The organism is Corynebacterium singulare, assembly GCF_000833575.1.
Lineage (GTDB): Bacteria > Actinomycetota > Actinomycetes > Mycobacteriales > Mycobacteriaceae > Corynebacterium > Corynebacterium singulare.
Genome location: NZ_CP010827.1, coordinates 2,583,587 through 2,608,976 on the forward strand (window position 1 = coordinate 2,583,587; position 25,390 = coordinate 2,608,976).

A 25,390-nucleotide genomic window follows, 5' to 3' on the forward strand; every position below is an offset into this window, starting at 1 on the left:
ACTGTTGCGCTGAGCCCTTAAGAAAATAGGCGCGACGCCGGCAGCGCGGGTACTCTCTAGTCATGATTTCTGACGTGACATACGTCCTCGCCGCTGGCGAAAGCAACTACACCGACTCGCTGGTGTCGTTTGCATGGATTATGGCGGTGGCCTTGCTCGCGCCGCTGGTATCCCACTTGACGGGTAAGAAGATGCCGGCCGTGGCGCTGCTTATTTTCTTCGGCATGATTATCGGCCCCTCGATGCTGGATTTAGCGCACGAGGACCCAGGCATCGGCATGTTGAAGGAGCTGGGTGTCGGCGCGCTGTTCCTGCTTGCTGGATTCGAGATTGACCTGGCGACGCTGAAGTCGAAGGAAGCCGTCACTGGCTTTTCCACGTGGGCCATTTGCCTGGTGGTATGTGGTATCGGCGCCTACTTCCTCATGGAGGACATCCCGGGGGCCATCGTGATGGCGATTGCGCTGACGTCGACAGCACTCGGCACGATTACGCCGATGCTGAAGCAAGACAAACTGCTCGGCACGCGGGTGGGAGACTCGGTAATTATTCATGGTGCAATCGGTGAGGTTGCGCCTATCACTGCGATGGCCCTGCTGCTGGGTTCGCGGTCCACGCTGGCGACGATGCTCATCCTGCTCGCGTTCATCGGCATCGCGGTGGCCGTGGCGCTGATGCCGTTTGCCATCACAACGCTGATGCCGTGGTTCAAGGACGCGTTCATTTCTGGGGCGGGATCGACGAACCAGACCATTATGCGCCTCATCATCTTGATTCTGGCGATTCTCATGGCGGTGACGGCAGTGTTCGAGCTCGACATCGTGCTAGGTGCCTTCGCGGCCGGCATCATCCTGAACCGCATCATCCCCGATGAGTTTCACAAGGGTTTGGAGAACCGCCTCGACGTGGTGTTCTACTCCATGCTCATCCCGGTGTTCTTCGTCATTTCCGGCATGGCGATTAACTGGAACGTTATCGTGAGCGAGCCGGTTAAGGTCCTCGGAATCCCGCTGCTTATTCTGGTCACGCGCGGCCTGCCGGTGTTCCTGCGTGAGAACATTCACCACACTGGTTCCGATGTGGAAACCACGCGTGAGCGCATTCAGGTTGCCCTTTACGCGGCAACGGGCCTGCCGATCATTGTGGCGGTGATGTCGCTGGCGGAGGCCTCGGGAATCGTGGACAACGAAATGGCCTCCATCTTCATCGCCGGTGGCGCTCTGACCGTGGCTATTTTCCCGTTCATTGCCAGCCTGGTTCGCGAAAAGGAGCCGGCTAAGTCGGAAGAATAGGCTGCTAGAGTAGGGATTGTGACTAATCCTTTCAGCATGCGGCTTTCCGACGCCGAACGGACCGACGCCGTCAACGACCTCGCCCAGGCCCTGGGGGAAGGCCGTCTCTCGTTGGATGAGTTCGAGGAGCGTACCGACGCGGTGATGCAGGCCTCGACCCGCCGCGAGCTTGCGGATATCTTCATGGATATCCCCACCAAGGCCAGCACAGAGCTTAAGATCTACTCGCAGGGCGAGATGGAGCGCGCCTACCAGGCTACGAAAAAGCCACGGCTGGCCACCGCGATGGTGGGCTCGCTGGGTTTGATCTTTGGCTCGATAGTTTCTTTCAACGCTTTGACTGGAGTGGCAGCTGCCATGACGGGAACCGGGCTGCTGTTCCTCATTCCGGCGCTGTGGATCATGCTCTACGTGGCCAAGGTGGGTCCGGAGTCGTGGCACCGCCCGTCGCCGCGGCAGATCGAGCGCCAGCGCATGCGCGAACTCAAGGCCGCTGGCGCGGAGGAGCGCGCCCAGATGAGGGCGTTGGAGCAGGCGCAGTGGGCGGAGAGGCGTCGGCAAGCAAGTGAAATCACGGGAGATGCAATGAATCTGGCGAAACGCAAGTTGGAGCAGTGGAACCAGAAGTAACATAGCCCGCATGACTCACAATCGGATTTTTGATCAATCCACGAAACTGCAGGACGTTGCTTATGACATTCGCGGCGAGGTGTCCGCGGAGGCCGAGCGCATGGAGTTCGACGGGCATAACATTCTGAAGCTCAACACCGGCAACCCGGCGGTGTTTGGGTTTGATGCGCCGGATGTCATCATGCGCGACATGATTGCGGCTCTGCCGACCTCGCAGGGATACTCGACGTCGAAGGGCATTGTGTCCGCACGTCGAGCGATTGTGACGCGCTATGAGCTGGAGGATTTCCCAGCGTTTGATGTCGATGATGTGTACCTGGGCAACGGTGTTTCCGAGCTCATTTCGATGGTGACGCAGGCACTGCTGAACGACGGCGACGAGGTCCTCATCCCCGCCCCGGACTACCCCCTGTGGACGGCGGCGGCGTCGCTGGCGGGCGGCACGCCGGTGCACTACCTGTGCGATGAGGAGGATGACTGGAATCCGTCGATTGAGGATATTCGGGAAAAGGTCACGGAGAAGACCAAGGCGATTGTGGTCATCAATCCGAATAATCCGACGGGTGCGGTGTATTCGCGCGAAACGCTGCAGAAGATTGTTCAGGTGGCGCGGGAGAACAATCTGCTGATTTTGGCGGATGAGATTTATGACCGGATTTTGTACGACGGTGCGAAGCACATTTCGATTGCGTCGCTGGCGCCGGACCTGCTGACGATTACGTTCAATGGTTTGTCGAAGGCATACCGCGTGGCGGGTTATCGCGCTGGCTGGATGGTGCTGACGGGTCCGAAGAACCATGCACGTGGGTTCATTGAGGGGCTCGACCTGTTGGCGGGCATGCGGCTGTGCCCCAATGTGCCGGCGCAGCACGCCATCCAGGTGGCCTTGGGCGGGCGGCAGTCGATTTACGAGCTCACTGGCAACAGTGGGCGCTTGCTCAAGCAGCGCAACATTGCCTACGAGAAGCTCAACGAGATTCCCGGTGTCTCCGTGGTCAAGCCGATGGGCGCGCTGTATTGCTTCCCGCGCCTCGACCCGGAAGTGTATGACATTCGCGATGACTCGAAGCTCATGCTCGATATTCTGCGCGCCGAGAAAATCCTCATGGTGCAAGGTACCGGCTTTAACTGGCCCACGCCTGACCACTTCCGTGTGGTGACACTGCCGTGGGCGTCGCAGCTGGGGAATGCGATTGAGCGCCTGGGCAATTTCTTGGCCAGCTACCGCCAATAACGCAGGCGTGCCCTCCTCCCTGCTCGCATAACCGAGCGGGGAGGGCGGGTGGTTAAGGGTCGCCGCAGGGTGGGGCTGGTCCGGAGGGGGATGCCTTCCCCGTGGGGGTGCTGGCTGCCCTCTGGTTCGGTTCGATGTCCCGACGGGCATTGCTCGCAGTGCCGGAAGTGTTTCCGGCGGTGCGGGCGTTGTGCAGGCGCTGGGAGCGGGGAGCGCGGTGCGGGTGAACGGGCTCGCGCGGGTCGCGGGGTCCTGGCGGCTGCCACTTGATTCGGCCGTTCTCACGCACGATGCGACCGCGCCCGGGAAGGCCGTTGATGGCGTTGTGGTATGCGCAGAGCGGGGTGAGGTTTTCGGGGTTGGTTTCGCCGCCGTTGCGCCATTCGGTGATGTGGTGAATTTGGGCGTAGTCCGCGCCGCACAGGCAGTTATCCCATGCGCAGGTGGGCTGCTCACCAATGGCCATGATTCGCTGCTTGTCGGAAGCGAGGCGCTGGGTGCGGTGCAAATCGACGGGGCCGTGAACGCGGTCAACGAGCATGACGAGGCCTTCCTCAGCGAGCTCACGCTCGATGAGTTCCGCACCGGTGATTCTCGCACCGTTAGAAAGCTGAACGACAATGTCACCCAGGTCAGGGCCGGTGGAATCAGAGCCAGACGCTGCAGAAGGAACGGGATGGGAATCAGGGCGCGGGGTGGAAGGGTCTCCGAGACGGCCGAGGATCTGGGCATATTCGGGAAGCTCCATAACGGCGAAGGTCTGGGCGACGGGGCGAGCAAGGCGGCCTTCACGAAACGCGGCTGTGAAGGAACCAACCGGATCATTCTCGTCGATGTTGGGGCGGAGATCCTCGATGAGGGACGCCGGGGCAGTGAGGGTGAGTTTGGAGAGTTCTTTGCCGCGGCGGATAGTAACTCCGGGTTTGGGAGCAGGCGATGGAGCGAGCTCGCGGATGCGGGTGCGGGCATGCCGAGCGACGACCTTCTCATCACCGCTGATACTGCACAGCTCGATGCGCAAGTCCCAGGCCTCACGCTGTTTCGTGAGGCGACGGGCAAAACGCTCGATCAGCTTGAGAGTAGGCAGATCATGACTATTGGCGCGAGCGGCCTCGACAGCGCGGGCCTGTTTGCGGGAGAAGGAGGTGGGGGAAAAGTAGACGTCGTGAAGCGCCAGCAGGGACAGGGCTGCTGACTCCGGGCCCCACGCGCGGAGCTGGTCGAGACTGAGCCCCGCAACGGCGGCGACGAGCTCAATGCCGGCCGCCTGACTGCGAAGATGCGCTTCAACTAGATTCATGCCAGCGACGCTAATGGGCACAGACGGCCTGCACAACAGCTCGGGACGAAGCCTGTGGACAACTTGTTGAACGCGTCAGCATAAGTTTGCATCCTCATGAAAATCGTTCACAATAGTAAGCATGACTAACCTCAGCCCGTGGCGGATGGGACTTCTTGGATTCTTGGCAGCAGCAGCGCTCGCAACGTTGGCTGGCCTACTTATACTCCGCCCCACCAGTGCACTAATGGAGCACACCAGCCCTGAATTCGCGTCGACGTATGCCCTCAACCAGCCGCAAGTCGAAGGTACGGTCACGACTGTGGATAACCACTTGTGCAGCGACCCACACACAGGGAAAGCATTCGATGAACAACCACTCATTCCAGCTTCTGGTGATGACACCTCCTGTACCCGCGTACTCTTTGACCTTACGTCCGGCGAAGACAAAGGCCGCTTAACGCAGCTTGTATTTTATGGGGTGGCGGGTGAACCGTCGCTCACTACCGGCGACGAGGTCATGCTCTCACGCTCAGCGGACGGAACCTATGCCTTCGCCGACTACCGACGCGGTGGAAACCTCGCATTGTGGGCCGTCATCGCGGCGCTCATCATCGTGGGCTTTGCCGCGTGGCATGGCCTGCGCGCGCTGCTAGGTTTGGGGATTAGCCTCGCCATCGTCCTGTTTTATCTCGTGCCTTCGCTGGTGGAAGGGCACGCGCCGCTACCGCTGGCTATGGTGGCCTGCGCGGCGATCATTTTCCTCGTCGTACCACTCGTCCACGGAGTGAATTGGAAGTCCGCCTCGGCGCTGGGTGGCGCATTGGTGGCGTTGGGGATTGCGGGGGCGCTGGGGTGGGCGTCGATAAGCAGCACGGCGTTGACCGGAGCCAGCTCGGAAGACAACCTCAAGTTACTGCTCTACATGCCCGGGGTACCCGTCGTCGGCGTGCTGTTGTGCGGGTTCATTGTGGGCGCACTGGGCAGCCTTAACGACATCGCCGTGGCGCAGGCCTCGACCGTGCGGGAGCTGCACGCAGCTGATCCTGCGGCGGGGCCAGGAAAGCTGTTTACGTCCGCAATGAAGGTGGGCCGCGACCACATCGCGTCCGTGGTGTATACCATCGTGCTGACCTATACCGGCGCGGCGCTGCCGCTGCTCATCCTCATCACGGCGGCGCAGCGCCCGGCGGGTCAGATTCTGTCCAGTGACCTCGTGGCTACGGAGGTCATGCGCTCGCTGCTCGGCGCCGTGGCCCTGACCCTCGCAGTACCGCTGACCACGGCGATTGCGGCCTTTACTATGCCGGAAGGACGCGGCCGAGGGCGTCGACAGTCCAGCCGGCCGCGCGCCAAGCATCGACGTTGAGCACGTTACGGCCATCGATGATGTGGCGGCGGGCAACGAGCTCACCTGCGGCTTCGGGGTCGAGGTCACGGAATTCCTGCCACTCGGTGGCTAGGATGACGAGCTCGGAGTCCTTGAGGGAGGCGTCGGCAGTCGGCGCATAGTTGAGGGTGGGGAAAACCTTCTTGGCGTTCTCCATACCCTCCGGGTCGAAGACCGTCACGGCGGCACCGGCCAGCGAAAGCGAACCGGCGACGGCGAGGGCCGGGGAATCGCGGACGTCATCGGAGTTCGGCTTGAAGGCGCAGCCCAGCACGGTGACGCGGTGGCCCAAGAGGGAGCCGTCGAAGGCGTTCTTGGCCAGGTCCACCACGCGGTCGCGGCGGCGCATGTTGATGGCGTCGACCTCGCGGAGGAAGGTCAGAGCTTGGTCGGCGCCAAGCTCGCCGGCGCGGGCCATGAAGGCGCGGATGTCCTTAGGCAGGCAGCCGCCGCCAAAACCCAGGCCAGCGCCGAGGAACTTGCGGCCGATGCGCTCGTCGTGGCCGATGGCGTCGGCAAGCTTGACTACATCAGCGCCGGCAATCTCGCAGATTTCGGACACGGCGTTGATGAAGGAAATCTTGGTGGCGAGAAAAGCATTGGCAGAGACCTTGACCAGCTCAGCGGTCTGCAGGTCCGTCACGATGAATGGGGTGTTCTGCGCCAGTGGCTGGGCGTAGACCTCGCGGGCAAGCTCTTCGGCTCGGCTTTCACCCGCGCGGACGCCCAAGACGATACGGTCCGGGGTGATGGTGTCCTTGACGGCGTAGCCCTCGCGGAGGAACTCCGGGTTCCACGCGATTTCCACGCTGGTACCCTCCGGGGCGAGGTCATTAGCCATCTGCTGCAGCTCCGCCGCGGTGCCCACCGGGACGGTGGACTTACCGAAGATGACGTGCTCGCCCTTGAGACGCGGAACCAGCTCGGTGATGACCGACTTAACATAAGTCAGGTCCGCTGCATAAGAGCCATGGGCCTGCGGGGTGCCCACACCGAGGAAGTGCAGGTTGGCGAACTCCGCGGCGTCGTCATAGCTGGTGGAAAAATCCAAGCGACCGGACTCGATGTTGCGCTCGAGAACCTCCGGCAAACCAGGCTCGTAGAACGGCACGCGGCCGTTCTTCAACGCCTCAATCTTCTTTTCATCTACATCTACACCGAGTACCTCGTGGCCAAGCTCCGCCATACAGGCGGCGTGCGTCGCACCCAGGTAGCCGGTACCAATAACAGTCATACGCATAACCGGCTATTTTAGGCGCTACGCAGACGGCATGCGCGACGGGGCTGAAAAGTTTAACGGAAGTTCAGATAGGACTTCGACGGCGTCGGCCCGCGCTGGCCTTGGTACTTCGAGCCCAGTGCGCCGGAACCGTACGGCGCTTCCGCAGGTGAGGACATCTGGAAAATCGCCAGCTGCCCCACCTTCATGTTCGGCCACAGGGTAATCGGCAGGTTCGCCGTGTTCGAGAGCTCCAGCGTGATGTGGCCGGAGAAGCCCGGATCGATGAAGCCCGCCGTGGAGTGCGTCAGCAGACCCAAACGTCCCAGGGAAGACTTGCCCTCCAAACGCCCCGCGAGGTTCGCCGGGAGAGTGAACTTCTCCAACGTTGCGCCCAGCACGAATTCGCCCGGGTGCAGCACGAAGGCGTCTCCGTCCGCCACCTCGACCTCGCTGGTGAGGTCCGGCATCTCCTCCTTGGGGTCAATGTGCGTGTAGCGCGAGTTATTAAACACGCGGAAGAACTTATCCAGGCGCACGTCGATAGAAGAGGGCTGAATCATCTCAGCGTCATAAGGCTCAATGCTCAGACGCTCGGGGCCATCTGCTGCGATGGCGGCACGGATGTCACGATCAGAAAGAAGCACAGCTTATAGTCTACGCGGCCCAAGCCCCACTCCCCTCCTACAGGGCCATTTGTGGGTGCGTACCGTGGCGGTGCTAAGCTCTTACCCGTGCATAACGTGCACCGTGCCGACGTAGTTTAATGGTAGAACTGCAGCTTCCCAAGCTGCTGGCGCGGGTTCGATTCCCGTCGTCGGCTCCATTTGTTTTTGCGGGTCATGGCTCCTTTTGCTGAAGCTAGACCACCACAACCTTCATTCCCGTAACCCCCAACGGTTGATGACTTCCCTGCGGCACCCCAGATAATCCCTGACCGATTGAAAATGGTCTGTGCTGCGTTCACCGGTGATTAAGTTTCTCTCGGCCCTGCGTCTGCCTTAGTCTGAGGTTCTAAGACTCTCCTTTTTACGAACCCCACACAAGGCAGGACACGATGGGCAAACACGGACCAGCAGATAATAGCGACTCGCAGAAGAAAAAGAAGAAGAGCATCAACCCCAACGCCATCATCGCGGTGGTGCTTATCCTCGTGGGGCTTGGCGTACTCCTCTATCCTGTTGCGGCCACGCAGTGGAATAACTTTAACCAGTCCCAGGCCGCAAAGGAGTACGCCAAGCTAGAGAAGCAAGTCCCTCCGGAGGCGCTGAACACCGCGTGGGAAGAGGCACAGGAGTACAACCGTCAGCTCGGCCAGGTCCAGGTGACTGATGCGTGGACCACGACCACTGATGAGGATTCCCCCGAGTACCAGCGCTACCGCCAGTACCTCTCTGTCTTGTCGGAAACTGACGCCATGGGTCGCATCGTCATTCCCTCGATTGATTCTGACCTGCCGATCTACCACGGCACCTCGGAGAAGTCCCTTTCCCGTGGTGCGGGTCATTTGTTTGGTACGGACTTGCCGGTGGGCGGCGTCGGCGAGGGCGAAGGCCGCCACGCCTCACTCTCCGCGCACCGCGGGCTCCAGAACTCCACGCTGTGGGACAACCTCCCGGATGTAAAGAAGGGCGATGCCTTCTACATCATGGTCAGTGGTGAAAAGCTCAAGTATGAGGTCCATGACATCCAGGTTGTTGAGCCTTCTGAGACCAGCCACCTCACTCGTCAGCCGGGCGAGGACCTCGTCACGCTCATCACGTGTACGCCCTATGGCATTAACACACACCGCTTGCTTGTCACGGGTCATCAGGTGCCGATGGACCCGGCTGAAGAGTCTGTCTTTAACGGCACTAAGACCAAATGGCAGTGGTGGATGTGGGCCATTCTGGCCGCTGCTGCTCTCGTGCTCATTCTTCTTATTTTGTGGTGGCGCAAGTACGTAGGCGGCAACAAGGACGACGCCGACGCGCTTTCCGACGATCCCCAGTAACCCAAAGGCCCGCCCTTCCCCACCAGAAGTGGAGGAAGAGCGGGCCTTTTGCTCTATGTCGTTGTTAGGCCGCTGCGCGTCGGCGAATCCAGAAGAATCCGCCCACCGTCATCAGCAGACCAAACAGCGCCCAGGCTAGGAAACCGTGTCCACCGGACTTCGGCAACTTGCCGGACATGGTGTCAGTCACGGTCAGGACCATATTCTGGCCCGTGCCGCTAGCAGCCAGGAACGGGTTCTCCTCACCATCCACGGATACCTTGAACTCGCCGGACTCCATAGTGATGTTGAACTTTACTGGCCTAGGCAGCAGGTTCAGACCGCTCGGGGCCCTCGTCTCCACCAGGTAGAACGTGCCAGTCTTGTCAATATCAACTGAGGTCTTACCTGGCTCGATGGAGAAGACCGGTCGACCCTCGAAATTAGGCTTCCCATTCGCTGCGGCATAGATCTCGAAGGCAGCACCGCCGAGGTTATCCAAAATCTCCTCGCCATTAGCACCGTACTGTGCCTTCTTGAAGGTCAGTTTGCCCTTCGGGGAGTCCTTCTCTTCGTAGTTGCTGACCACACAGCTCACTGAGGCTAATCCCATTCCGGACTTCGCCATCTTTACCTTGAACCCGAGGTCTCCGTCGTTGGTAACTTCCAGTGGTTTGGTCTCACCATCGATTTCCTGGGTACAGACCGCATTCTTAGAATCCGTCTTAAAGAGGTTGAAGCCAGTCTGCTGGGTTTCCTCAAGCTTCAGGACCTGCTCCTCATCGCTATTGATGCGCCAGGATGCAGTACCCCAGGAAGACTTAGAACCAGAGGTAGACTTCATCGAGGTACGTCGATCCGCACCATATTCCGAGTCGATTACAGCGTCATTTGCGGTTAGGGTGAAATCCCAGCCAGGAGCGCCATCTTCGAGGATCTTTCCACTCTTATCGACGATGTTCTTCTTCACGGTTACGATTCCACGGCAGTTATTTGCGATCTGGTTACCGAGTTCGCCCATCTTTTCAGCGAGCAACGAATACTGCTCGACACGAATCGTGTCGCCGGTACCTGAAATGTCCTCACCCATTACTTTGACACCACGTGGGCCGTAGGTATAACCGCTTTTGTCCTGCGTCGCTTCCTTAGCAGTGTAAAAACCTCGCGGATTGGTGGATTTATAAACTTTCAGGCCTCCACCGTTAACAGCAATCTCAAAGTTTACCGTGATTGAGTCTGTTTTACTGATGTACTTGGAGGTTTGCGGTCCTTTATCAGCACTCTGGACCTGATAGTAGTAACCACCCTTATCCAGGTAGTCGGGTAATGGCGCGATGTCCTTGAGGACATAGTCTTGCGTAACTGTGTGCCGCTCGGCCCCATTGCCGCCAAGGGTCAGGTCGACCATAATGGGCACGATTCGAGTTCCATTTTTCTTGAGCTCGTTAGCCGCGTCGATCGCAGCATTCAACGCCGACGCCTGGACGAACTCACCGTTAATGCCCAAGCCCCTGGATTTGGAAGAGTAGGTTGGCATACCGTCAGTGATGAAGTAGACAATGTCGTAGTCACCGTCCTCAACCTGCTGAAGACCTGCCTCCCAGTTGGTGGAGTCTGCACTAACACGGTTCCAATTGGCTACTGCCTGCTTAACCTTTGCGACACCCGCTTCAGATTCCATCGACTCGTAGGGCGGGTTTCCACCATAGGTAGATCCCGCCGGGACCTGAGGTGCCGTAGTAGCGAAGTTGTAGACGCCGAGTTCAACCGGAGTACCAGCAAGAGCGTCGATGAGCGCATTTGCTGCGAGTCTCGACTGCTCGAAACCATTGGTATCGGCGTACTGCAGCGAACGCGACATATCGGCTACCACCGCAACGCGAAGGCCGCATTGCTCCGGTAGCTGGGGATTCGCTACGCGGCTGTGGACCCAGTCAGCACCGTCCGGAGGGGTGATAATTTCCGGTTCGTTCTTTTCAATCTTCTTACCATAGACGTCGAGAGTTACCTTGAGGTTCTTATTCTGCGACAAGCTGTTAGTGAAGGTGAACACCGCGTCTTTGGGAATATTCGATTCATAAGGCTGACCATTCTTGACTGGAACAGCATCCATTTCGATGTATCCATTACCGATGTGAACGTTCTGACGTTCAAGCGTTACACCATCTTCCATCTGGTCGATGGTTAGCCTGTAGTACTGCGGGTCAAGAAAGGTCGCGTTAGTCTCTATGCGAACGGTGGCGCGAGTGAACTTGATGTCCTCCCCGACCACTGCAGTGAAGGTGTTGGGGCGGGTAGTGTCCACCTCATCTGCGTTAAGCGCGAAATCGTGGCCGGTTGCAGTGAACTCTCGAACCTTCTCGCCTTCATCGACAGGCTGGTCAGGTTTGGTCGAGCAATTCTTGACCTCACCGCTAAACTCGAAGTCCCACTGTGTAGTGGCATCAGATGCCAGAACAAAGCCGTCCTGGGCCTTTGCAGTGATCTGGACCTTGCCTGGCTTTGTCTGCTCGTAGACGTGCAGGCCAGCAGCCTTTTTGACGCTGTTGAGGTAGTAATCAACGCCCTCGGTCTCCGGGAGAGTGACGTACCCCTTTTCCACGCACTTTTCAGAAGTAGAAGGATCGACGAACTCCGGAGCTGCCGGAGTTACCTCGGCAGCGCTGGGCTGCGGAGAAGTCACAGATGGAACGGGAGTCTCAGTCGGCTTAGAGGTGGTTTCTTCAGTAGTGGTAGGTTCGGGGCCGACAGTTGGCTTATCTTCAGGCTTTTCGGTCTCAGGATCCGTGGTCGGCTCGACCGATGGTTCTTCCGTCGGGGCTTCGGTCTCAGGTTCGGAGGTTACTTCGGGTTCTGATGGCTGCTCGGGCTCGGGAAGGATACCGCGGAGGGTGAGCGCAACCGAGCCCGACACGGTCGGCGCGGTGTAGCGGAGCTTCAGCTCTACCTTGTCACCCTTCTTAACCTCGATATTGAGATTATTGTGCTCAACGAGAGGAGCCTTCTGCGGTGCACCAGAGCGAGTGATCTTCGGAGAAAGTTCTTTACCGTTGACCCACAAGTTGTATTCCTGGAGCCAACCGGTTCCCTCCAGCTTAAAGTCGAGCTCATTAATGGTGGCGTCTTCCTCGATGGTGAACTCGAGAGTATCCATCGGTCGTGCCGACACCCTGTTGTAGGTGTGCTCCTTTGGGCTGACGGAGATTTCGTTCGTGGCGGCATTGGCCACCGGAGTATTGAGCACCAGGGACTGGCCGCCGATGACGAGGGCCACCGCGAGGAAAGCGGCGAAGAACACGCCCAAGGAGGAACGCAGTGCGTCTGGTAGGCGGAACGATGTCTTAAACATTAGTTCTTCCCACTTTCTTTAGTCGTAATGCGGCTAGCGGCAATAATGATGAAACCTGCGATGATAAGGACTGAGGCTACGGTGACGAGGCCGATGACTTGCGCACCGGTCATCGCCAAGACGGAGGGCACTCGGGGCTCGTTGACGGGAGGTTCGCCTGCGGGGGGCTCGCCGTCGAGAACCACTGGGGTGCCAGGCTCGGTTGAATCGGCGGGAGTCGGCTCATCCGAAGGCCTTTCCCCCGGGGTCTCCCGCGAATTATCCCGTGGTGTATCGCCAGGAGTGTCTTTGGGAGTATCACCCGGGGTGTCACCGGGCGGGTTGTCCGGAGTGCGCGGGGTGGTCTCTGGCGGAGTGGCCGGCGGGGTATTCCCCGGAGTGTGAGTCTTGGCCACAATGACTCCCGGAACCGGAGCCGGGTCGTCATTCAACGAGTGGAAAGGAACAGCGACAAGGAAGGCATTAATCTCGCGGTAGTTACCCGCAGGTGCGGTGGAAGTCACCAGATAGATACCGTCGTCCAGGTTGTCGAACTGAACCTCTCCGTTCGACCCAGTGACGTCGGTGAGGTGGTGATCGGTGGGCCAAGTGGAGACGTCGGCAAGCGAGGCGTTACGCACGCGTTCCATGTCGGCAGCATCCTTCGGATTGATGCCTTTGAGGCGGTCGAGGTGAATCTTCACGCCCTCGACGGACCCGGCGACAACGTTGGTGTCATCATCCGGGTTGCCCTTGGTGAGGCGGATGTTGAGAGAATCCGTGGCTACAGACTGCTCGATGAAGGTCCCATCCTGGCCCGCGACCTGCACGGCAGAGGCCGGGCCTAGGCCGAGGCCGAGGCCGAGTCCCGCGAAGGCAAGAGCAACACTGGCGGCGACCGTGCGCTTTAGCCGATTGTTCTGGTTCTTAGTCATTGTTGTGCTCCCACGAGACGTTGTCGTTATTGAGTTGTAGGGTGTCGGCAAGCGCAGCCTTTCGGCGCTGCTGCCAGACCCACCATGCGAATGCGCTGCCCATGATGATGACCGCCGCAATCAGCGCGAACATCCACCACTGCCACCCGGCGCCGTGGGTCTTCTCGAAGATCTCCGACTCCTCCTGTGGTAGCGGAACCTGGTGCCCGCGGACCAACAGGCGGTGCGAGTTGATGCCATACGGGGTGCAGGTAATCAGGGTGATGTAGTCCTTGCCCGGGACCTGGTGCAAGCCATCGGTCTCTGTCGGCAGCACGACCTTGATCTGGTCCACAACGTACTTGAGACGGTGGCCGGCGACCTGGACGTAGAAGGCATCGCCTTCCTTGGCGGTGTTGAGGTGGTCGAACATCGTGGAGTTCGACAAGCCAGTGTGGCCGGTGATGACGGAGTGCGTGCCCTCGCCGCCGACGGGAAGGTCGGAGCCATACAGGTGGCCTAGGCCGCGCTGCAGGGTGTCTTCCTTCGTGCCGTGAAAGAGCGGAAGGTCTACATCAATCTCGGGGAAGATAAAACGCGCCATCGCGTCAGTTTCATGCAACTGGTCTAGGTACTCGGCGTAGTCAACGCTGTCCTCTGGGACGCGGCTAAGCCAGGGATCCAGGATTGGGCCGGTGGTGCGGTGCTCGTTATAAGCGTGTGCATTCTCCCAAAGGGTATCCCGCGTTTCCTGCGGAATATCCTTCTCCAGCTGTGCGTACTCCTGCGCAATGCGCGAGGCATTCTTATTGTTCCACGCCGTGGAGACAACCGGGTAGAGCATCACGAGCAGGCCAACGATAACGACAATCGCTGGCAATACCAAGCTCTTGCGTTTCGACTGCTTCGTTGTGCGGTTCGCGTTGCGTTCTGCGACCGAGACGGATGACTGCACCACGGGATTCTCCCCACGACGTATTTGGGTCCGACAAAGCTTATGCTTGTCGACGTTAAAAATCTAAACATGCTAGCAGCGCACCAGGTTCTGGTGCGCTGCATGGAACAGGGCGGGCACGCTCACTCATCGTGGTTGTGCCCAGTCCTGCTCCACGTGTGAGGCTCTAGGGCCTCACAGCACCGAGCAGGAACTCGGGCTTAGGCGCGGGAGGTACGACGTGCGAACCAAGCACCTGCGGCAACGATGGCTGCACCGATGGCGGCCAGGATGCCCACACCGGCACCACCGGTCATCGGCAGGTTCGGGGTGCCCTGCTTGACGTTCTCAATCTGGGAGACGAGGGTGACCTCGTCATCGCCGTATTCGCCGGTAGTCTTCAGGTTCTCGCGGGTGAAGTCGATCTCGGTAATCTTGTTCTCCGGCAGTGCGTAGCCAGCCGGAGCCTTGGTCTCCTCGAGGCAGAACTTCTTGGTAGCGGGAGCCTCTTTGTCATTCTCATAGTCGGTCACGTGCAGACCGTCGATGGTGAAGGTTCCGTCCTCGCCGGTGGTCCAGGTGTCCTTGCCATTAATGGAAATTGCGTTGCCAAGGTTTTCCTGGCTGGTGCACTGGTACAGCTTGAACTCAGCGCCTGGCAGGAGTGCGCCGGCTTCCTTGCCGTCCTTCTTCACAACCTTGAGCTTGCCGTGGTAGGTGACGACCTCGTTAGTCTTCAGCTTGACATCGTCGTTGGTGTTCGGGTTGTTGAAGACAACGTCAGCCTTGTTTTTCACGTCGGTGGAAGCACCAACCTCGGTGCGCTTCACTCCGAAGGTCAGGGACATCTTGTCGCCGGAGTTCACCTTGTCCAGACCAGTCTGGGTCAGCTGGACGCCGAGGGTGTTCTCGTTGGCAGCAGACGGCTGGGTAATGGTGTAGTCAGCCTCATCCAGAATGGTGCCGCCAGCCTTGACCTCGGTGACGCGCTGGAAAGCCAGGCGGGAATCGAGCTTATCGGAGAACTCGAACTTCTCCAGAGTCTTCTCGCCGCCGAACTGCGGGGCGTCAGCCTCAATGGTGTAGGTGTACTCGTCCTGGATGTTCTTGTCAGCATCTTTGACGGTCTTGACGGTCTTAGACTCGGTATTCTTCGGGTAGGCCACGACATCGTAGTTCCAACCCTCGTAAGAATCATCGGTCATCGGGACAGACACGATGAATGGAGCGCCAGCAACGATGCCGTCAGGAGCGTCGGTTTCCTCAACGAGGTAGATACCCAGGGGCAGCTTGTCGAAAGCCACCTTGCCGTCGTCACCGGTGGTTCCCTCAAAAGTGAGGTTGGTCTTCTTCCCTTCCTCGACGTCAGCAGCCTTCTTCGGGAACTTAGACCAGTCACCGTTCTGCAGGTCGTAGTCCAGCTTGGTGATCTTGAAGGTCACGCCCTTGAGAGCTTCGCCCTGGACACCCTCCATGTCCTTACCGGTAGCAGCGTTCTCAGACTCTGCACCCTTCTTCTTGTAGAGGGTGATGGAACCCTTCTGGGAGAAGTCGATGTTGCCCTTTTGGGTGGTGGACTGCTGCTCGGTAGTAGGGGTAGCGTCCTCAGCCAAGGCGCCCGGAGCGGAGATACCCAGGGAGAGGCCTACGACTGCAGCGAAAGTGACCGAACGAGCGGTACGAGAGATTTTGTTCACGGAAACAGGTCCTTTACATGAGTTGTGGAATGAGGCGCCTTGCCTCACTGATGATGTGCAATCCACTTCGCACGGCTCACGCACCATGTCCCGACTCATTGCTAAGAACTTTCAACCCGGTTGATGAGATTTTTCCAAAGATAAATACCATCGCCGCAGGTCACCAGCCTTAACTAACGACGTCCGGTGAATCGCATAGCCAAATCCTATACCGAGATGCCGAAATCTGATAGTCGATCCACAGCTTCCTTGCGGGATATGATGAATTTTTGCTGTGACTGACGTCCGAAAGACACTTCATAATCTTTATATAGCCAGGCCAAAAGGCTATCAAAATTTTTTCCACGTCTGCAAAATAACGTAGGTCACACCATTGCGTAGCTACCCCATTTTGGGGGAGATTGGCACTCTATTCACTTATATTTGACAGCTAAGGCAGCTTCATTTAAGGCTAGTTCCCATGTGTCGAGAATGTTGAACCAGGGCACCTTAGACATAAGGTACTTAAATATCTGCAGGTAGATTGGGTAATTCAGTACCAGTTTCGACAAAACGACCGCATCCTTCGAAAAATTTACCCTTGATTTTTCCTGAATCCTTAACGTTTGCGGGCGATAAGGCTTGGGAAGTTAACACGAGTGTCCCCAAGGGTAGGGATGCTAAGACTCCCTTAAGAGCCTGCGGGGAGGGCCTAGGAGGCCTCGCCGTCGGTAGCGTCGGCAGCAGCACGGATAAGCGCAGCGTAGGCGCCATTGCGGGCGAGCAGCTCGGCGTGGGTGCCGCGTTCGGTGATGCGGCCGTGGTCGAGGACGATGATCTGGTCGGCGTCGTAAATCGTGGAGAGGCGGTGGGCAATGACCAAGCGAGTGGCCTCCGCGCCGAAGACGGCCTCCTGGATGGCGCGCTCAGTTTCGTTGTCGAGGGCGGAGGTGGCCTCATCCAGGATGAGCACCTGCGGGCGGCGCAGGAGCGTTCGTGCAAGCGAGATGCGCTGCTGCTCACCGCCGGAGAAGCGGTAGCCGCGCGAGCCCACGAGGGTGTCTAATCCCTCCGGAAGGGAGCGGACCACCTCAGCCACGTTGGCAGCGTTCAAGGCCTGCCACATGTCCTCCTCAGACGCGTCCGGGTGGGCAAAGAGGAGGTTCTCGCGCACCGTGCCGTGGATGAGGTAGGTCTCCTGAGAAACCACACCGATGACTTCAGCGCGCTGCTCGGCGGGGATATCGCGCAGGTCCACCCCACCCAGACGTACAGAACCATCGGTTGGATCGGCCAGGCGCGCCATGAGCGCGGCGATGGTGGATTTGCCGGAGCCGGTGTGCCCCACCAGGGCGGTGGTGGTGTGGGAGGGGATGTGAAGGGAGACGTCGGCAAGCGCGTCGGTGTCCGTGCCGGGGTAGCGGTAGGAGACGTGGGTGAGGGTGAGGGAGGCATCGGCAAGCTGGGCGGGCTCGGTGGCCTCAGTGAGCTCGGGCTGCAGGTCGAGGTATTCGAAGATGCGGCTAAACAGCGCCATGGAAGCTACCCACTGCGCGCCCACATTGAGCAGGCCGGTAATAGGGCGGAAAATCTGGGTCTGCAGGGTGGAAAAGGCGATAAGGGTGCCGATGGTAATACCCGGGCGCAGGCCGGCTACAAGGTAAATGAGCGCCGGCATGACACCGAAGATGATTTGGGTCAGCGCCATGCGCCAGCGCCCGGCCAGTTGAGACTCAAGCTCCAGGCGGATAAGGGAGCGCGAGGTCTTCTCAAAACCGGCGAAGACGCGGTCCTGTGCGCCCAACGTGGTGGCTAGCCGCATGCCGGAGACGGAGAGGTTCTCAGAAATGGTCTGTTGGAGCTCGGCCTGGGCCTGACTGTTTTTCTCCATGAGGCTGCGGCGCAGGATGGCAGCACGGCGAGTCAGCCACACTGCGGGCGGCAGAACGATGAGGGAGAGTAAGGACAACGTAGGTGACAGCGCCACCATGGCCACCAGCGTGGCCACGGTCATGGTGAGGTTGCTCGCCACAGACGTCGCGGTGGTGGTCACCATGCCGCGCATGGCCGCAATGTCATTGGTCAGGCGGGACTGAATCTCACCACCGCGGTTATTGGTAAAGAACTGCAGGGACTGGCGCTGCAGGTTGGCAAAGACCTGGGTGCGCAGCTCGTGCATGATGGTATGCCCCACGCGCGCGGACAGAAAGGACTGGATGACACCAATGGCCTGGGAAACCACGGTGACCGCCAGCATGCCGCCGACGAGCCACAGCAGCAGCGCGGTGTCGTGGTGAGGGATGGCATCATCCACCGTGCGGCGCACGAGGAAGGGCTGCACCACAGTAAGGCCGGACGTGGCCAGGATGAGGGCCAGAACCACCAGCAGGGTGCCGCGGTGGGCGGCAAAAAGGCCGGCGACGCGGCCGAACTTTACGGGATGCTCCGCCAGCTGATCGACGTCCGCAGGGTCCTTCACCGCGGTGTGCATCGGCCGCGTCATGGATTAACCGCAGGTGACGATGGGCTGCGGGTCATAGACCGTGGTGGTGGTCTCCCGGGAGAGCTCCTTGCCGGAGAGGTCCTTAATCACGCGGGTATCGGAGGTGGTGAAGCCCGGCGCGCCGCCCGAGGGCGAACAGTCCTCCCCCACCGACATGCGCTGCGGCTCGGTCTTGGCCCAGCGGCCATTGTTGATGGACTCCACCTCGACAGTCTTCACACCCTTGAAGCGCACGGTGATGTCCTTGCCAAAGCTGGTCTCAATGCGCACCGGGTGCTTCGAGGTGTTGGTGAACTGCAGATCGATAGCACCTTCGTAGACGGTGGCCTCACGGCCGGCCGGGTAGCGCGAGATGTAATAGGAGTGCGGGGTGTGGGCGGTGTCCTCCATGCCGGCGAAGTAGGCGGCATTGTACAGGGTGGTGGCGAACTGGGAGATGCCGCCGCCAACGGCCGTGCCGGCGTGGCCGTCAATAATAATGCCGGATTCCACGTAGCCCTGCGCGGTACCGCGGGGGCCGGTGTAGCCGTTGAGGGAGAAAGTCTCACCCGGGTTGACCACCGCACCGTTGACCTGCTGGGCCACGAGGCGGATGTTGGTGCCGGATGCACCGGAGAAGCCGCCGGTAGAGAACTCAGAGATGGTGTCATCGAAGGTGGCTTTTTCTGCCATCTCGGTGGTGAACTCGGCCGGGTCCGGCTTGTAATCGGCGTCCCACTTGCGCTCATCCTCGCTGCTCACGCGATCCTCAAAACCATCGAGGGTCTTCTCCCAGTCGATGATGGAGCCATCAACGGAGGGCGTGATCTGCTTGTCACTGCCGCTGAAGGAAATCTTGGCGTTGGTGCCGGGAACCTCGGAGCCCTGCATGCGCTCCTCAAACAGTTCGCGGGCACGGTTCTTGTCCACCTTGAGGCGCAGCTCGCCGTCCTCGGCGGCGATGGAGACAAACTGGGAAATCTCCGGCTTGCGCAGGGTACCGGAAGTGTTGTTCTCACCGTTGAGCGTCAGCGGGTTATCCAACGCACGGGCGGCATCACCGGTGCGCATGGCCTCGATCGCCGCGTCATTGATCCGTGGTTCCACCACCATGGGCGTGACCTCCACGCCTTGGGGGTCGAGCCAGTGCTTCTCGACGTCCCCCCGCAACGCTTCCTTCTCCACTGCCTGACCCAATTCGGGTGAGGTTTCCTTGAGGGAGCCATCGATAAGCTCCAAGTTTCCATCCTTCGGCTCAACCTTGAGCTCCTCGCTGACGCGATCAAGTTCGCCGGAGAGCTGATCCTCATCGATGTCAACCGCCACCGGGATCTCCTCGGTGGGTTTGATGAAGCTGTAGAGGCGGGCGAAGGGATTGAGCGAGGCATCCGGGATGCCGTCCACAGCCTTCTGGTAGTTGAGGCTCAAGCCCGAATCCTGCGGGATGAACTCAGATGTTTTCTCGCCCGCACGCACAATAACGGGGCGGGTGGTGACATCCCCGAGTTCCTTTTCGAGCTTGCCCACGGCGGCGGTGCGCTCCATGCGGGAGATGTCCACGCCGCCTACCGACGTCGCGCGCGGCACCTTGTGCTGGTTGGCCATGACGTCCCACGCGTAGGCGATGCCGGCGATGAGCACGAGGCCGACGAGCATGCCGAGGAAGACCTTGAGTCCCCTGCGGTTGCGGTCTCGCCGGTGTTGGCTGTGTCCGATTGCCTTTTTCACGTGTATGAGACTATCGTCTGCCAGCTAGTTTTTCCTAGTCGGCAGCGCGGTTGGATTCCTGCTGGGCCACGATCTCCGCAGCAGCATCGATGACAGCGGTGATGTCCTCATCGGTGGACCACAGTGGCATATCGGCTCCCGCGGCCAACGCTGCAGCTACCGCCTCGGGCACACTGAAGTTCTCCGAGATGGAGGCCATTCCCCCCAGGTCATCGGTGTAAATCGTGCCCTCAAACCCCAGCTCCTCACGGGCCAGCTGGTAGGCACGCGGGTTAAGGGACGCCGGTTCCTCACCCAAGCCGGGAACCACAAGATGCCCCATCATGAGCGCTGCCTCCGGGGCCTGCGGGACGGCCTGTGCAAAGGGACGGAATTCATGTCCGTAGAGCTCCTCAAGTGGCGGGGTGACGGCCTCACCTAAGTGCGTATCGCCGGAAGCCCGCCCATGGCCGGGGAAGTGTTTGAACACGGCCTTCACCCCGGCTGCCTGCAGCCCGCGGGCAAAGGCCGCGCCATACTCACCGGCGGTCTCCGGGTCGGTAGAAAAAGCGCGGTCCCCGACAACCTCCAGGTCTCCCCCGTCAACGTCCAGCACCGGGGCAAAGTCCACCGTCACGCCGTGTGCGCGCAGGCTGTGCCCGATCTCGGTGGCCATGGCCTCGACCTCCTCTGGGCTGTGGCCTTGAGCCATGGCCTGCGGTGAGGGATACTCGCCCAGAATCTCGGAAAAGCGCTGAACGCGGCCTCCTTCGAAGTCGATGGAGACCTCGAAGTCGCGGCCCATCTCCGCGCGCAGAGCGTTGAGACCGCGGGGCCCATCACTGAGCAGTTCGGGGTCGGCCCAGCTCGGAATGAAAAGCCCACCCACGCCCGCGTCCAGCTTGGCGCGGGCGTCCTCATAGTTCAGGGCCGGTGGCATGAGTTTCGCGGCCGCTTGGGCGCGAATATCCTCGGGCGCGGCTTTTTCGGTTTCGGGGGACTCGCCTGCGGCTGCGGCACTGGATGCCGCGCTGCTCGGCGCGGTGCTGTGAGGTGCGGTGCTGGGTGGGACGTCGGAAAGCACCGGCTCCGAATCGCACGCGCTCAGTGCACAGGCGGCGCTCACGAGGAGGGCGGTTGTTGCTTTTCTCATGCCCACCAGTGTGCCTCAAAGAACCCGCGCGGGCGATGGACGGTTGTTAGGATGGTCACATGAGTAACGGAGAGACCCTGCTGATCGCCTACGACGGCTCCGCCCGCGCCGACCGCGCCCTCGAATACGCCGCGCATCTTTTGCGCCCCACCGACGTGAAGATTCTCACCGCATGGGAGACCTCCGCGCGCCAGGCTGCGCGTGCCGTGAGCCGCAGCGGACTGCACCAGTCTGCAGTGTCTTCTGAGCACGTCGAGGACGACCCCGCGTACGAGGAGGCGCTGGCGATTTGCCGCCGGGGCATCACCAAGGCGGAGTCCCTGGGCCTGCGCGGACATGCCCACCTGGTGGAATCCGTGTCGTCGATTCAAAGCGCGATTGTGGACGCCGCTCAGGAACTTGACGTCGATGTCATCGTCACCGGAACCCGCGCGCTGACCGGCTTCCGCTCGCTGTGGAATAGCTCGACCGCGGAGTACATCGTGCGCAATGCGGGCCTGCCGGTGTTCATCGTTCCGCCGGAGAATGACGATGATTCCGATGACTCCGACGCATCCGGCGACGACGCCTAAGAAAAGGCCATAACGCGCTAGCGACCTGCTAGGATCTGCGGACATGGCATTCGATAGCGATTCCCTCAACAAGCGCACCCTGGGTCCGGCCCTGGGCAGCGCGGTCGTTGGCGTGGCTTTGGGGGTCGTGACCATCCTGGGGATTGCCCAATTCTCGCAGGCAGACGCCGTGCCGAGCACTAGCTCCGTCAAAGCCTCCGACGCCGTGATGGGCGGGCCGGAGTACGGCTCCCGCGAGTAACAGTGCGCGCGCGCATCGGGGGGCTTGTGTGTCTAGCCCTCGTGGTCGTGGTGCAGCCGTGGGGGCTGACCGCCGCCGACACCAAACATGACCTCGTGGCCAACCCCTCCGGGTTCTTGGCCGGTGCCCTGCATGCCTATACGGACACCTTCACTCTGGGACAGCTACAGAACCAAGCCTATGGATACCTCTTCCCGCAGGGCTTGTTTTTCCTGCTGACGGACCCGCTTCCGGATTGGATAGCCCAGCGCCTGTGGTGGTTTCTGTCGCTGGCCGTGGGCTTTGGGGGTTTCTTCCGGTTGGTTCGCGCGGCGCTTCCCGCGGCACCTGCCCACGCGGCTCTTGCGGGTGGGTTGCTCTATGCGCTCTCTCCCCGCGTGCTCACGACGCTCGGCGCGATTTCCTCAGAGACGTGGCCGGTCATGTTAGCGCCCTGGGTGGTGCTGCCTTTTCTTCGGGCCGGGCGGCTGACCTGGCGGGATGCCGCGCCCTCGGTCGTGGCGGTGGCCTGCATGGGCGCGGTCAACGCCACGGCCACGCTAGCCGCCTGCCTGCCCGCAGGTTTGGTTCTGGTGTGGTGTCGCGCGGGCCGAACTGGGCTGGCCTGGTTGGCTGGCTGCGCTGCTGTCTCCGCGTGGTGGATTGTTCCGCTGCTCATTCTGGGCCGCTATGCCCCGCCATTTACGGAGTTCATCGAGTCCGCTGGGGTAACCACCCGCTGGCTCAACCTGGCGGAGATCCTGCGCGGCACAACAAGCTGGGCGCCCTTTGTGGATACCGAGCGCGTCGCCGGCACGGCGTTGGCCACCGAGCCCGTCTTTGTGCTGTTCACGGTTGGCGTGGCCGCCCTGGGGCTGGTGGGCCTGGCGCGCCTGCCGCGCATGTGGAGTGTCATGCTGCTGATCGGCGTAGCCGTGTTAGGCACGCATGCCGCGTGGTACCTCGATGCGTTGGATGGGCCGCTAGCCGCGTTGCGCAACGTGCACAAATTCGACCCGCTGGTGCGCATACCGCTTCTGCTGGGCGTTGCTGCGGTGGTGTCACGGATGGGTCTGCCACACAGTGTGCATCCCACGCGCCGCCAAGCGGCAGGCCTTCTCGTGGGCCTGATCATGGTGGGTGCTACTGCCCCCGCCTGGTCTGGGCGGCTACTGCCAAAGGGCGCGTATGAGGAGGTGCCCGCCTACTGGCATGAGGCGGCCGACTTCATGAACAGCTTGAATACGCGCGTGCTCATCTACCCGCCCGCTTCCTTTGCCCGGCAGGACTGGGGCTGGACGCGCGATGAGCCTGCGCAGCCGCTTCTCCGCGTGCCCTGGGCCGTGCGCGACGCCATCCCCCTCATCCCTCCTGAAGCCATTCGTGGTCTCGACGGCGCGATGGCGCAGATTTCACGCGATCCCGCGACTGCCCCGGACGTCCTCCAGCGCCTGGGCATCGGCGCAGTGGCGGTGCGCCACGACCTTATCTCCGGTTCCTCGGCCCGAATTCCCGGCGAGGTCCACACGTTTGGTGAGGTCGACGTCGTCGTCTTCGACTCCGATCTCTCTATGAACCTGGCGCCTGCGGATCTGCCGCGCGTGGCCGGTGGCGGTGAGGCGCTGGCGCTCCTGCAGGGACCGCATGAGCTCGTGCCTTCCGACGCCTCCATCGTCACCGACTCGCCCTCCCTGCGTGACCGCAACTACGGCACGCTCGACGGCCCAGTCTCCGCGCCGCTGGCGCCGACCGATCCGTCGACTGTGCGCAATCGCCTGCGCGACTACCCCTCCGCTGGCCCGCTCACGCAGGTGGTGGAACACGATGGCCGCGTGACTGCGTCGTCGTCAGCCGCGGATGCGTCTGCTTTCGGCGGTGCGAACCCGGCGCGCTCAATGACCGCGGCCGTCGACGGCGAGAACTCCACCGCCTGGTGGCCAGCCCCCGGTGATACCGGCTGGCTGGAGCTCCACGCGGCCACGGAGTGGACCGCGCCCACGCTCAGGCTCATGACCACCGGCACGACTGAGGTGACCATCCACAATGGTGACTCCTCCGTCACCGTCACCATGGAGGCCTTCCGCGCCCGCGATATCCGTGTGCCCGGGGCCCGGGCCTCCACCATCCGCATCGAGCCCCAGCGCCGCACGGGCATTGCGGAGGCGTCCATCGTTGATCAGCCAACGCCGCGCCGCCTGGTCACGGTGCCTGATACCTCACCCAGTGCGGAGCAATTCCTCTTCCAGCAGGATAATGAAGGTGTTCTCATCCGCTCTTTCACCGCGCCGCGTTCTATGACCGTGCGCGTGTCCGGTGAAAAGCCCGTGCTTATCGACGACCTCCCCCACTCCCCCGGCTCCACCCTCACCCTCCCCGCCGGTCAGCACCTCGTGCGCACGACCGGCGCGTGGGCCGCGCTGACCGATACCGCGTCCGCGCTTCCCGCTCCCCTGCCCGCTTCGTCCCGCGCGCTGTCCGTTTCTGACCGTGGCTATACTCCACTCGCCCCCGACGAAGCCATCGAACCCGCTGACCACGACCGCCTCCTCATCACCGGCCGCGCCTTCAACGAGGGTTTGCGTGGCGAACTCCGCTACCCCGGCTCCGAGCCGCTTCACCTTGAACCGCGCTCCGTCGACGCCGATACCCAAGCCTTCCTCATTCCTGCCGGTGCCGCCGGCCGCGTCCACCTCTCTTTTGTTGCTGACCGCGCCTACCGCGTGAGCCTCGGCCTCGGCGGCGCTCTCGCCGCGCTCACCACGGCTTTCTGCTTGTTGGCCCTCTCCCGCCCGCCCCGGCGGGCCGTTACTGCGGCCCTGCCCGCGGCACACCACTCAGTCCCGTCTCACCCCACTAGTGTCATAATCGCCCTGATGATCGCGGCAACGATGACGCTCGTGGCTGGCCTGCCCGGCCTTGCCACCGCTGCTGCAGCATGGGCCGTCACGCGTTGGACCACGCTGCGCGCTGACTACCTCGCGGGCGCGCTTGCCCTCGCCGCCGGCGCGATGCTCGCCCGCGCGCCCTGGCCCTCCGATGGTTATGCCGGCGACTCGCTCCTTGTGCAACTACTCTGCGTCGCGGCTATTACCTGTGCGTGCCTCCCGCCCCGAGGTGAGGCTTAAGACCGCCCCTCTCCCTGCCTCTTAAACATCATCCGCCTCGAACTCATAACAACTCGCGCACCGGGCATCCGCTAGACGGCATCGGGCAACTCGCGCACCGGGCATCCGCTAGACGGCATCCGGCAGAAGGCATTTATAGGAGTAAAAACGCCATATGGACGCCCTATAAGGCGTTTTCACGCTTGAAAACGCCTTCTGAAACATGCCACCTCTCCCATGCCATCTGGAAGATGCCATGTGTGGGGTGCCGTTTACGAGCCTGC

At 61.1% G+C, this 25,390-nt stretch carries 18 protein-coding genes and 1 tRNA gene; 9 read left to right on the top strand and 10 right to left on the bottom strand.

The features are described 5' to 3' along the window. Window positions 1-62 precede the first annotated feature (62 nt). From CSING_RS11855 to CSING_RS11865, 3 genes are read left to right on the top strand one after another with little or no spacing between them, the layout of a single operon-like run. Window positions 63-1,292, top strand: coding sequence for a cation:proton antiporter (locus tag CSING_RS11855; protein ID WP_042532567.1), 1,230 nt, complete (start codon window positions 63-65; stop codon window positions 1,290-1,292). 36 nt (window positions 1,293-1,328) lie between these two features. Beyond that, a complete protein-coding gene (locus CSING_RS11860; protein WP_042532569.1) occupies window positions 1,329-1,922 on the top strand; it encodes a DUF1707 SHOCT-like domain-containing protein in 594 nt (197 codons plus the stop codon). A 10-nt stretch (window positions 1,923-1,932) separates the two neighbouring features. Beyond that, complete coding sequence (locus CSING_RS11865; RefSeq protein ID WP_042532571.1) at window positions 1,933-3,156, top strand: pyridoxal phosphate-dependent aminotransferase; 1,224 nt, start codon at window positions 1,933-1,935, stop codon at window positions 3,154-3,156. A gap of 52 nt (window positions 3,157-3,208) precedes the next feature. Here CSING_RS11865 and CSING_RS11870 read toward each other — a convergent pair whose 3' ends face one another. After that, window positions 3,209-4,456 carry an HNH endonuclease signature motif containing protein gene (locus tag CSING_RS11870; protein ID WP_042532573.1) on the bottom strand — a complete coding sequence of 416 codons (1,248 nt, stop codon included), beginning with the start codon at window positions 4,454-4,456 and terminating at the stop codon, window positions 3,209-3,211. A 121-nt stretch (window positions 4,457-4,577) separates the two neighbouring features. Here CSING_RS11870 and CSING_RS11875 point away from each other — a divergent pair, with 121 nt between their 5' ends. After that, window positions 4,578-5,804 carry a YibE/F family protein gene (locus CSING_RS11875; protein ID WP_042532576.1) on the top strand — a complete coding sequence of 409 codons (1,227 nt, stop codon included), beginning with the start codon at window positions 4,578-4,580 and terminating at the stop codon, window positions 5,802-5,804. Here the strand turns inward: CSING_RS11875 and CSING_RS11880 are convergent. After that, on the bottom strand, window positions 5,737-7,065 hold the full coding sequence (locus CSING_RS11880; RefSeq protein ID WP_042532578.1) for a UDP-glucose dehydrogenase family protein: 1,329 nt from the start codon (window positions 7,063-7,065) through the stop codon (window positions 5,737-5,739). The genes CSING_RS11875 and CSING_RS11880 overlap by 68 nt on opposite strands. A 53-nt stretch (window positions 7,066-7,118) precedes the next feature. Further along, window positions 7,119-7,691, bottom strand: a complete 573-nt coding sequence (dcd, locus tag CSING_RS11885) for a dCTP deaminase (protein ID WP_042532580.1) — start codon at window positions 7,689-7,691, stop codon at window positions 7,119-7,121. A 105-nt stretch (window positions 7,692-7,796) separates the two neighbouring features. Here dcd and CSING_RS11890 point away from each other — a divergent pair. Both CSING_RS11890 and CSING_RS11895 read left to right on the top strand, forming a co-directional pair. Beyond that, window positions 7,797-7,870, top strand: a tRNA-Gly gene (locus tag CSING_RS11890). 231 nt (window positions 7,871-8,101) lie between these two features. Further along, window positions 8,102-9,037 carry a class C sortase gene (locus CSING_RS11895; RefSeq protein ID WP_042532581.1) on the top strand — a complete coding sequence of 312 codons (936 nt, stop codon included), beginning with the start codon at window positions 8,102-8,104 and terminating at the stop codon, window positions 9,035-9,037. A 64-nt stretch (window positions 9,038-9,101) separates the two neighbouring features. Here the strand turns inward: CSING_RS11895 and CSING_RS11900 are convergent, their stop codons facing one another. The 7 genes from CSING_RS11900 to CSING_RS11930 form a co-directional block, all read right to left on the bottom strand. After that, a complete protein-coding gene (locus CSING_RS11900) occupies window positions 9,102-12,365 on the bottom strand; it encodes a SpaA isopeptide-forming pilin-related protein (protein WP_042532583.1) in 3,264 nt (1,087 codons plus the stop codon). After that, window positions 12,365-13,279: an isopeptide-forming domain-containing protein gene (locus CSING_RS11905; protein ID WP_042532585.1), complete on the bottom strand. Its 915-nt coding sequence runs from the start codon at window positions 13,277-13,279 to the stop codon at window positions 12,365-12,367. Before CSING_RS11905 ends, CSING_RS11900 begins: the two co-directional genes overlap by 1 nt. After that, a complete protein-coding gene (locus CSING_RS11910; RefSeq protein WP_042532587.1) occupies window positions 13,272-14,216 on the bottom strand; it encodes a class C sortase in 945 nt (314 codons plus the stop codon). Before CSING_RS11910 ends, CSING_RS11905 begins: the two co-directional genes overlap by 8 nt. A gap of 197 nt (window positions 14,217-14,413) precedes the next feature. After that, the gene (locus CSING_RS11915) at window positions 14,414-15,889 is read right to left on the bottom strand and encodes a SpaH/EbpB family LPXTG-anchored major pilin (protein ID WP_042532589.1); all 1,476 of its coding nucleotides are present in this window, start codon (window positions 15,887-15,889) and stop codon (window positions 14,414-14,416) included. A 691-nt stretch (window positions 15,890-16,580) separates the two neighbouring features. Next, the gene (locus tag CSING_RS11920; protein WP_042532591.1) at window positions 16,581-18,371 is read right to left on the bottom strand and encodes an ABC transporter ATP-binding protein; all 1,791 of its coding nucleotides are present in this window, start codon (window positions 18,369-18,371) and stop codon (window positions 16,581-16,583) included. 3 nt (window positions 18,372-18,374) lie between these two features. Further along, window positions 18,375-20,078 (bottom strand): VanW family protein, encoded by a 1,704-nt coding sequence (locus CSING_RS11925; RefSeq protein WP_407637932.1) that lies wholly within the window; start codon window positions 20,076-20,078, stop codon window positions 18,375-18,377. 34 nt (window positions 20,079-20,112) lie between these two features. Further along, a complete protein-coding gene (locus CSING_RS11930; protein WP_052471429.1) occupies window positions 20,113-21,210 on the bottom strand; it encodes a glycoside hydrolase family 3 N-terminal domain-containing protein in 1,098 nt (365 codons plus the stop codon). 59 nt (window positions 21,211-21,269) lie between these two features. Between CSING_RS11930 and CSING_RS11935 the strand changes: the two genes are divergently transcribed. Genes CSING_RS11935 through CSING_RS11945 form a run of 3 tightly spaced genes read left to right on the top strand, consistent with a single transcriptional unit; the run spans window position 21,270 to window position 25,127 of the window. Continuing rightward, a complete protein-coding gene (locus tag CSING_RS11935; protein ID WP_042532596.1) occupies window positions 21,270-21,782 on the top strand; it encodes a universal stress protein in 513 nt (170 codons plus the stop codon). Between the two features lie 43 nt (window positions 21,783-21,825). After that, a complete protein-coding gene (locus CSING_RS11940; protein ID WP_042532598.1) occupies window positions 21,826-22,023 on the top strand; it encodes a DUF2613 domain-containing protein in 198 nt (65 codons plus the stop codon). A gap of 2 nt (window positions 22,024-22,025) precedes the next feature. Next, window positions 22,026-25,127 (top strand): alpha-(1->3)-arabinofuranosyltransferase domain-containing protein, encoded by a 3,102-nt coding sequence (locus CSING_RS11945; protein ID WP_042532600.1) that lies wholly within the window; start codon window positions 22,026-22,028, stop codon window positions 25,125-25,127. Window positions 25,128-25,390 lie beyond the last annotated feature (263 nt).

Excerpts from the sequence above, each read along its gene's own strand:
- CSING_RS11855 (WP_042532567.1), top strand. The coding sequence starts at position 63 with ATGATTTCTGACGTGACATACGTCCTCGCCGCTGGCGAAAGCAACTAC.
- CSING_RS11860 (WP_042532569.1), top strand. The coding sequence starts at position 1,329 with ATGCGGCTTTCCGACGCCGAACGGACCGACGCCGTCAACGACCTCGCC.
- CSING_RS11865 (WP_042532571.1), top strand. The coding sequence starts at position 1,933 with ATGACTCACAATCGGATTTTTGATCAATCCACGAAACTGCAGGACGTT.
- CSING_RS11870 (WP_042532573.1), bottom strand. The coding sequence starts at position 4,456 with ATGAATCTAGTTGAAGCGCATCTTCGCAGTCAGGCGGCCGGCATTGAG.
- CSING_RS11875 (WP_042532576.1), top strand. The coding sequence starts at position 4,578 with ATGACTAACCTCAGCCCGTGGCGGATGGGACTTCTTGGATTCTTGGCA.
- CSING_RS11880 (WP_042532578.1), bottom strand. The coding sequence starts at position 7,065 with ATGCGTATGACTGTTATTGGTACCGGCTACCTGGGTGCGACGCACGCC.
- CSING_RS11895 (WP_042532581.1), top strand. The coding sequence starts at position 8,102 with ATGGGCAAACACGGACCAGCAGATAATAGCGACTCGCAGAAGAAAAAG.
- CSING_RS11900 (WP_042532583.1), bottom strand. The coding sequence starts at position 12,365 with ATGTTTAAGACATCGTTCCGCCTACCAGACGCACTGCGTTCCTCCTTG.
- CSING_RS11905 (WP_042532585.1), bottom strand. The coding sequence starts at position 13,279 with ATGACTAAGAACCAGAACAATCGGCTAAAGCGCACGGTCGCCGCCAGT.
- CSING_RS11920 (WP_042532591.1), bottom strand. The coding sequence starts at position 18,371 with ATGACGCGGCCGATGCACACCGCGGTGAAGGACCCTGCGGACGTCGAT.
- CSING_RS11930 (WP_052471429.1), bottom strand. The coding sequence starts at position 21,210 with ATGAGAAAAGCAACAACCGCCCTCCTCGTGAGCGCCGCCTGTGCACTG.
- CSING_RS11935 (WP_042532596.1), top strand. The coding sequence starts at position 21,270 with ATGAGTAACGGAGAGACCCTGCTGATCGCCTACGACGGCTCCGCCCGC.
- CSING_RS11940 (WP_042532598.1), top strand. The coding sequence starts at position 21,826 with ATGGCATTCGATAGCGATTCCCTCAACAAGCGCACCCTGGGTCCGGCC.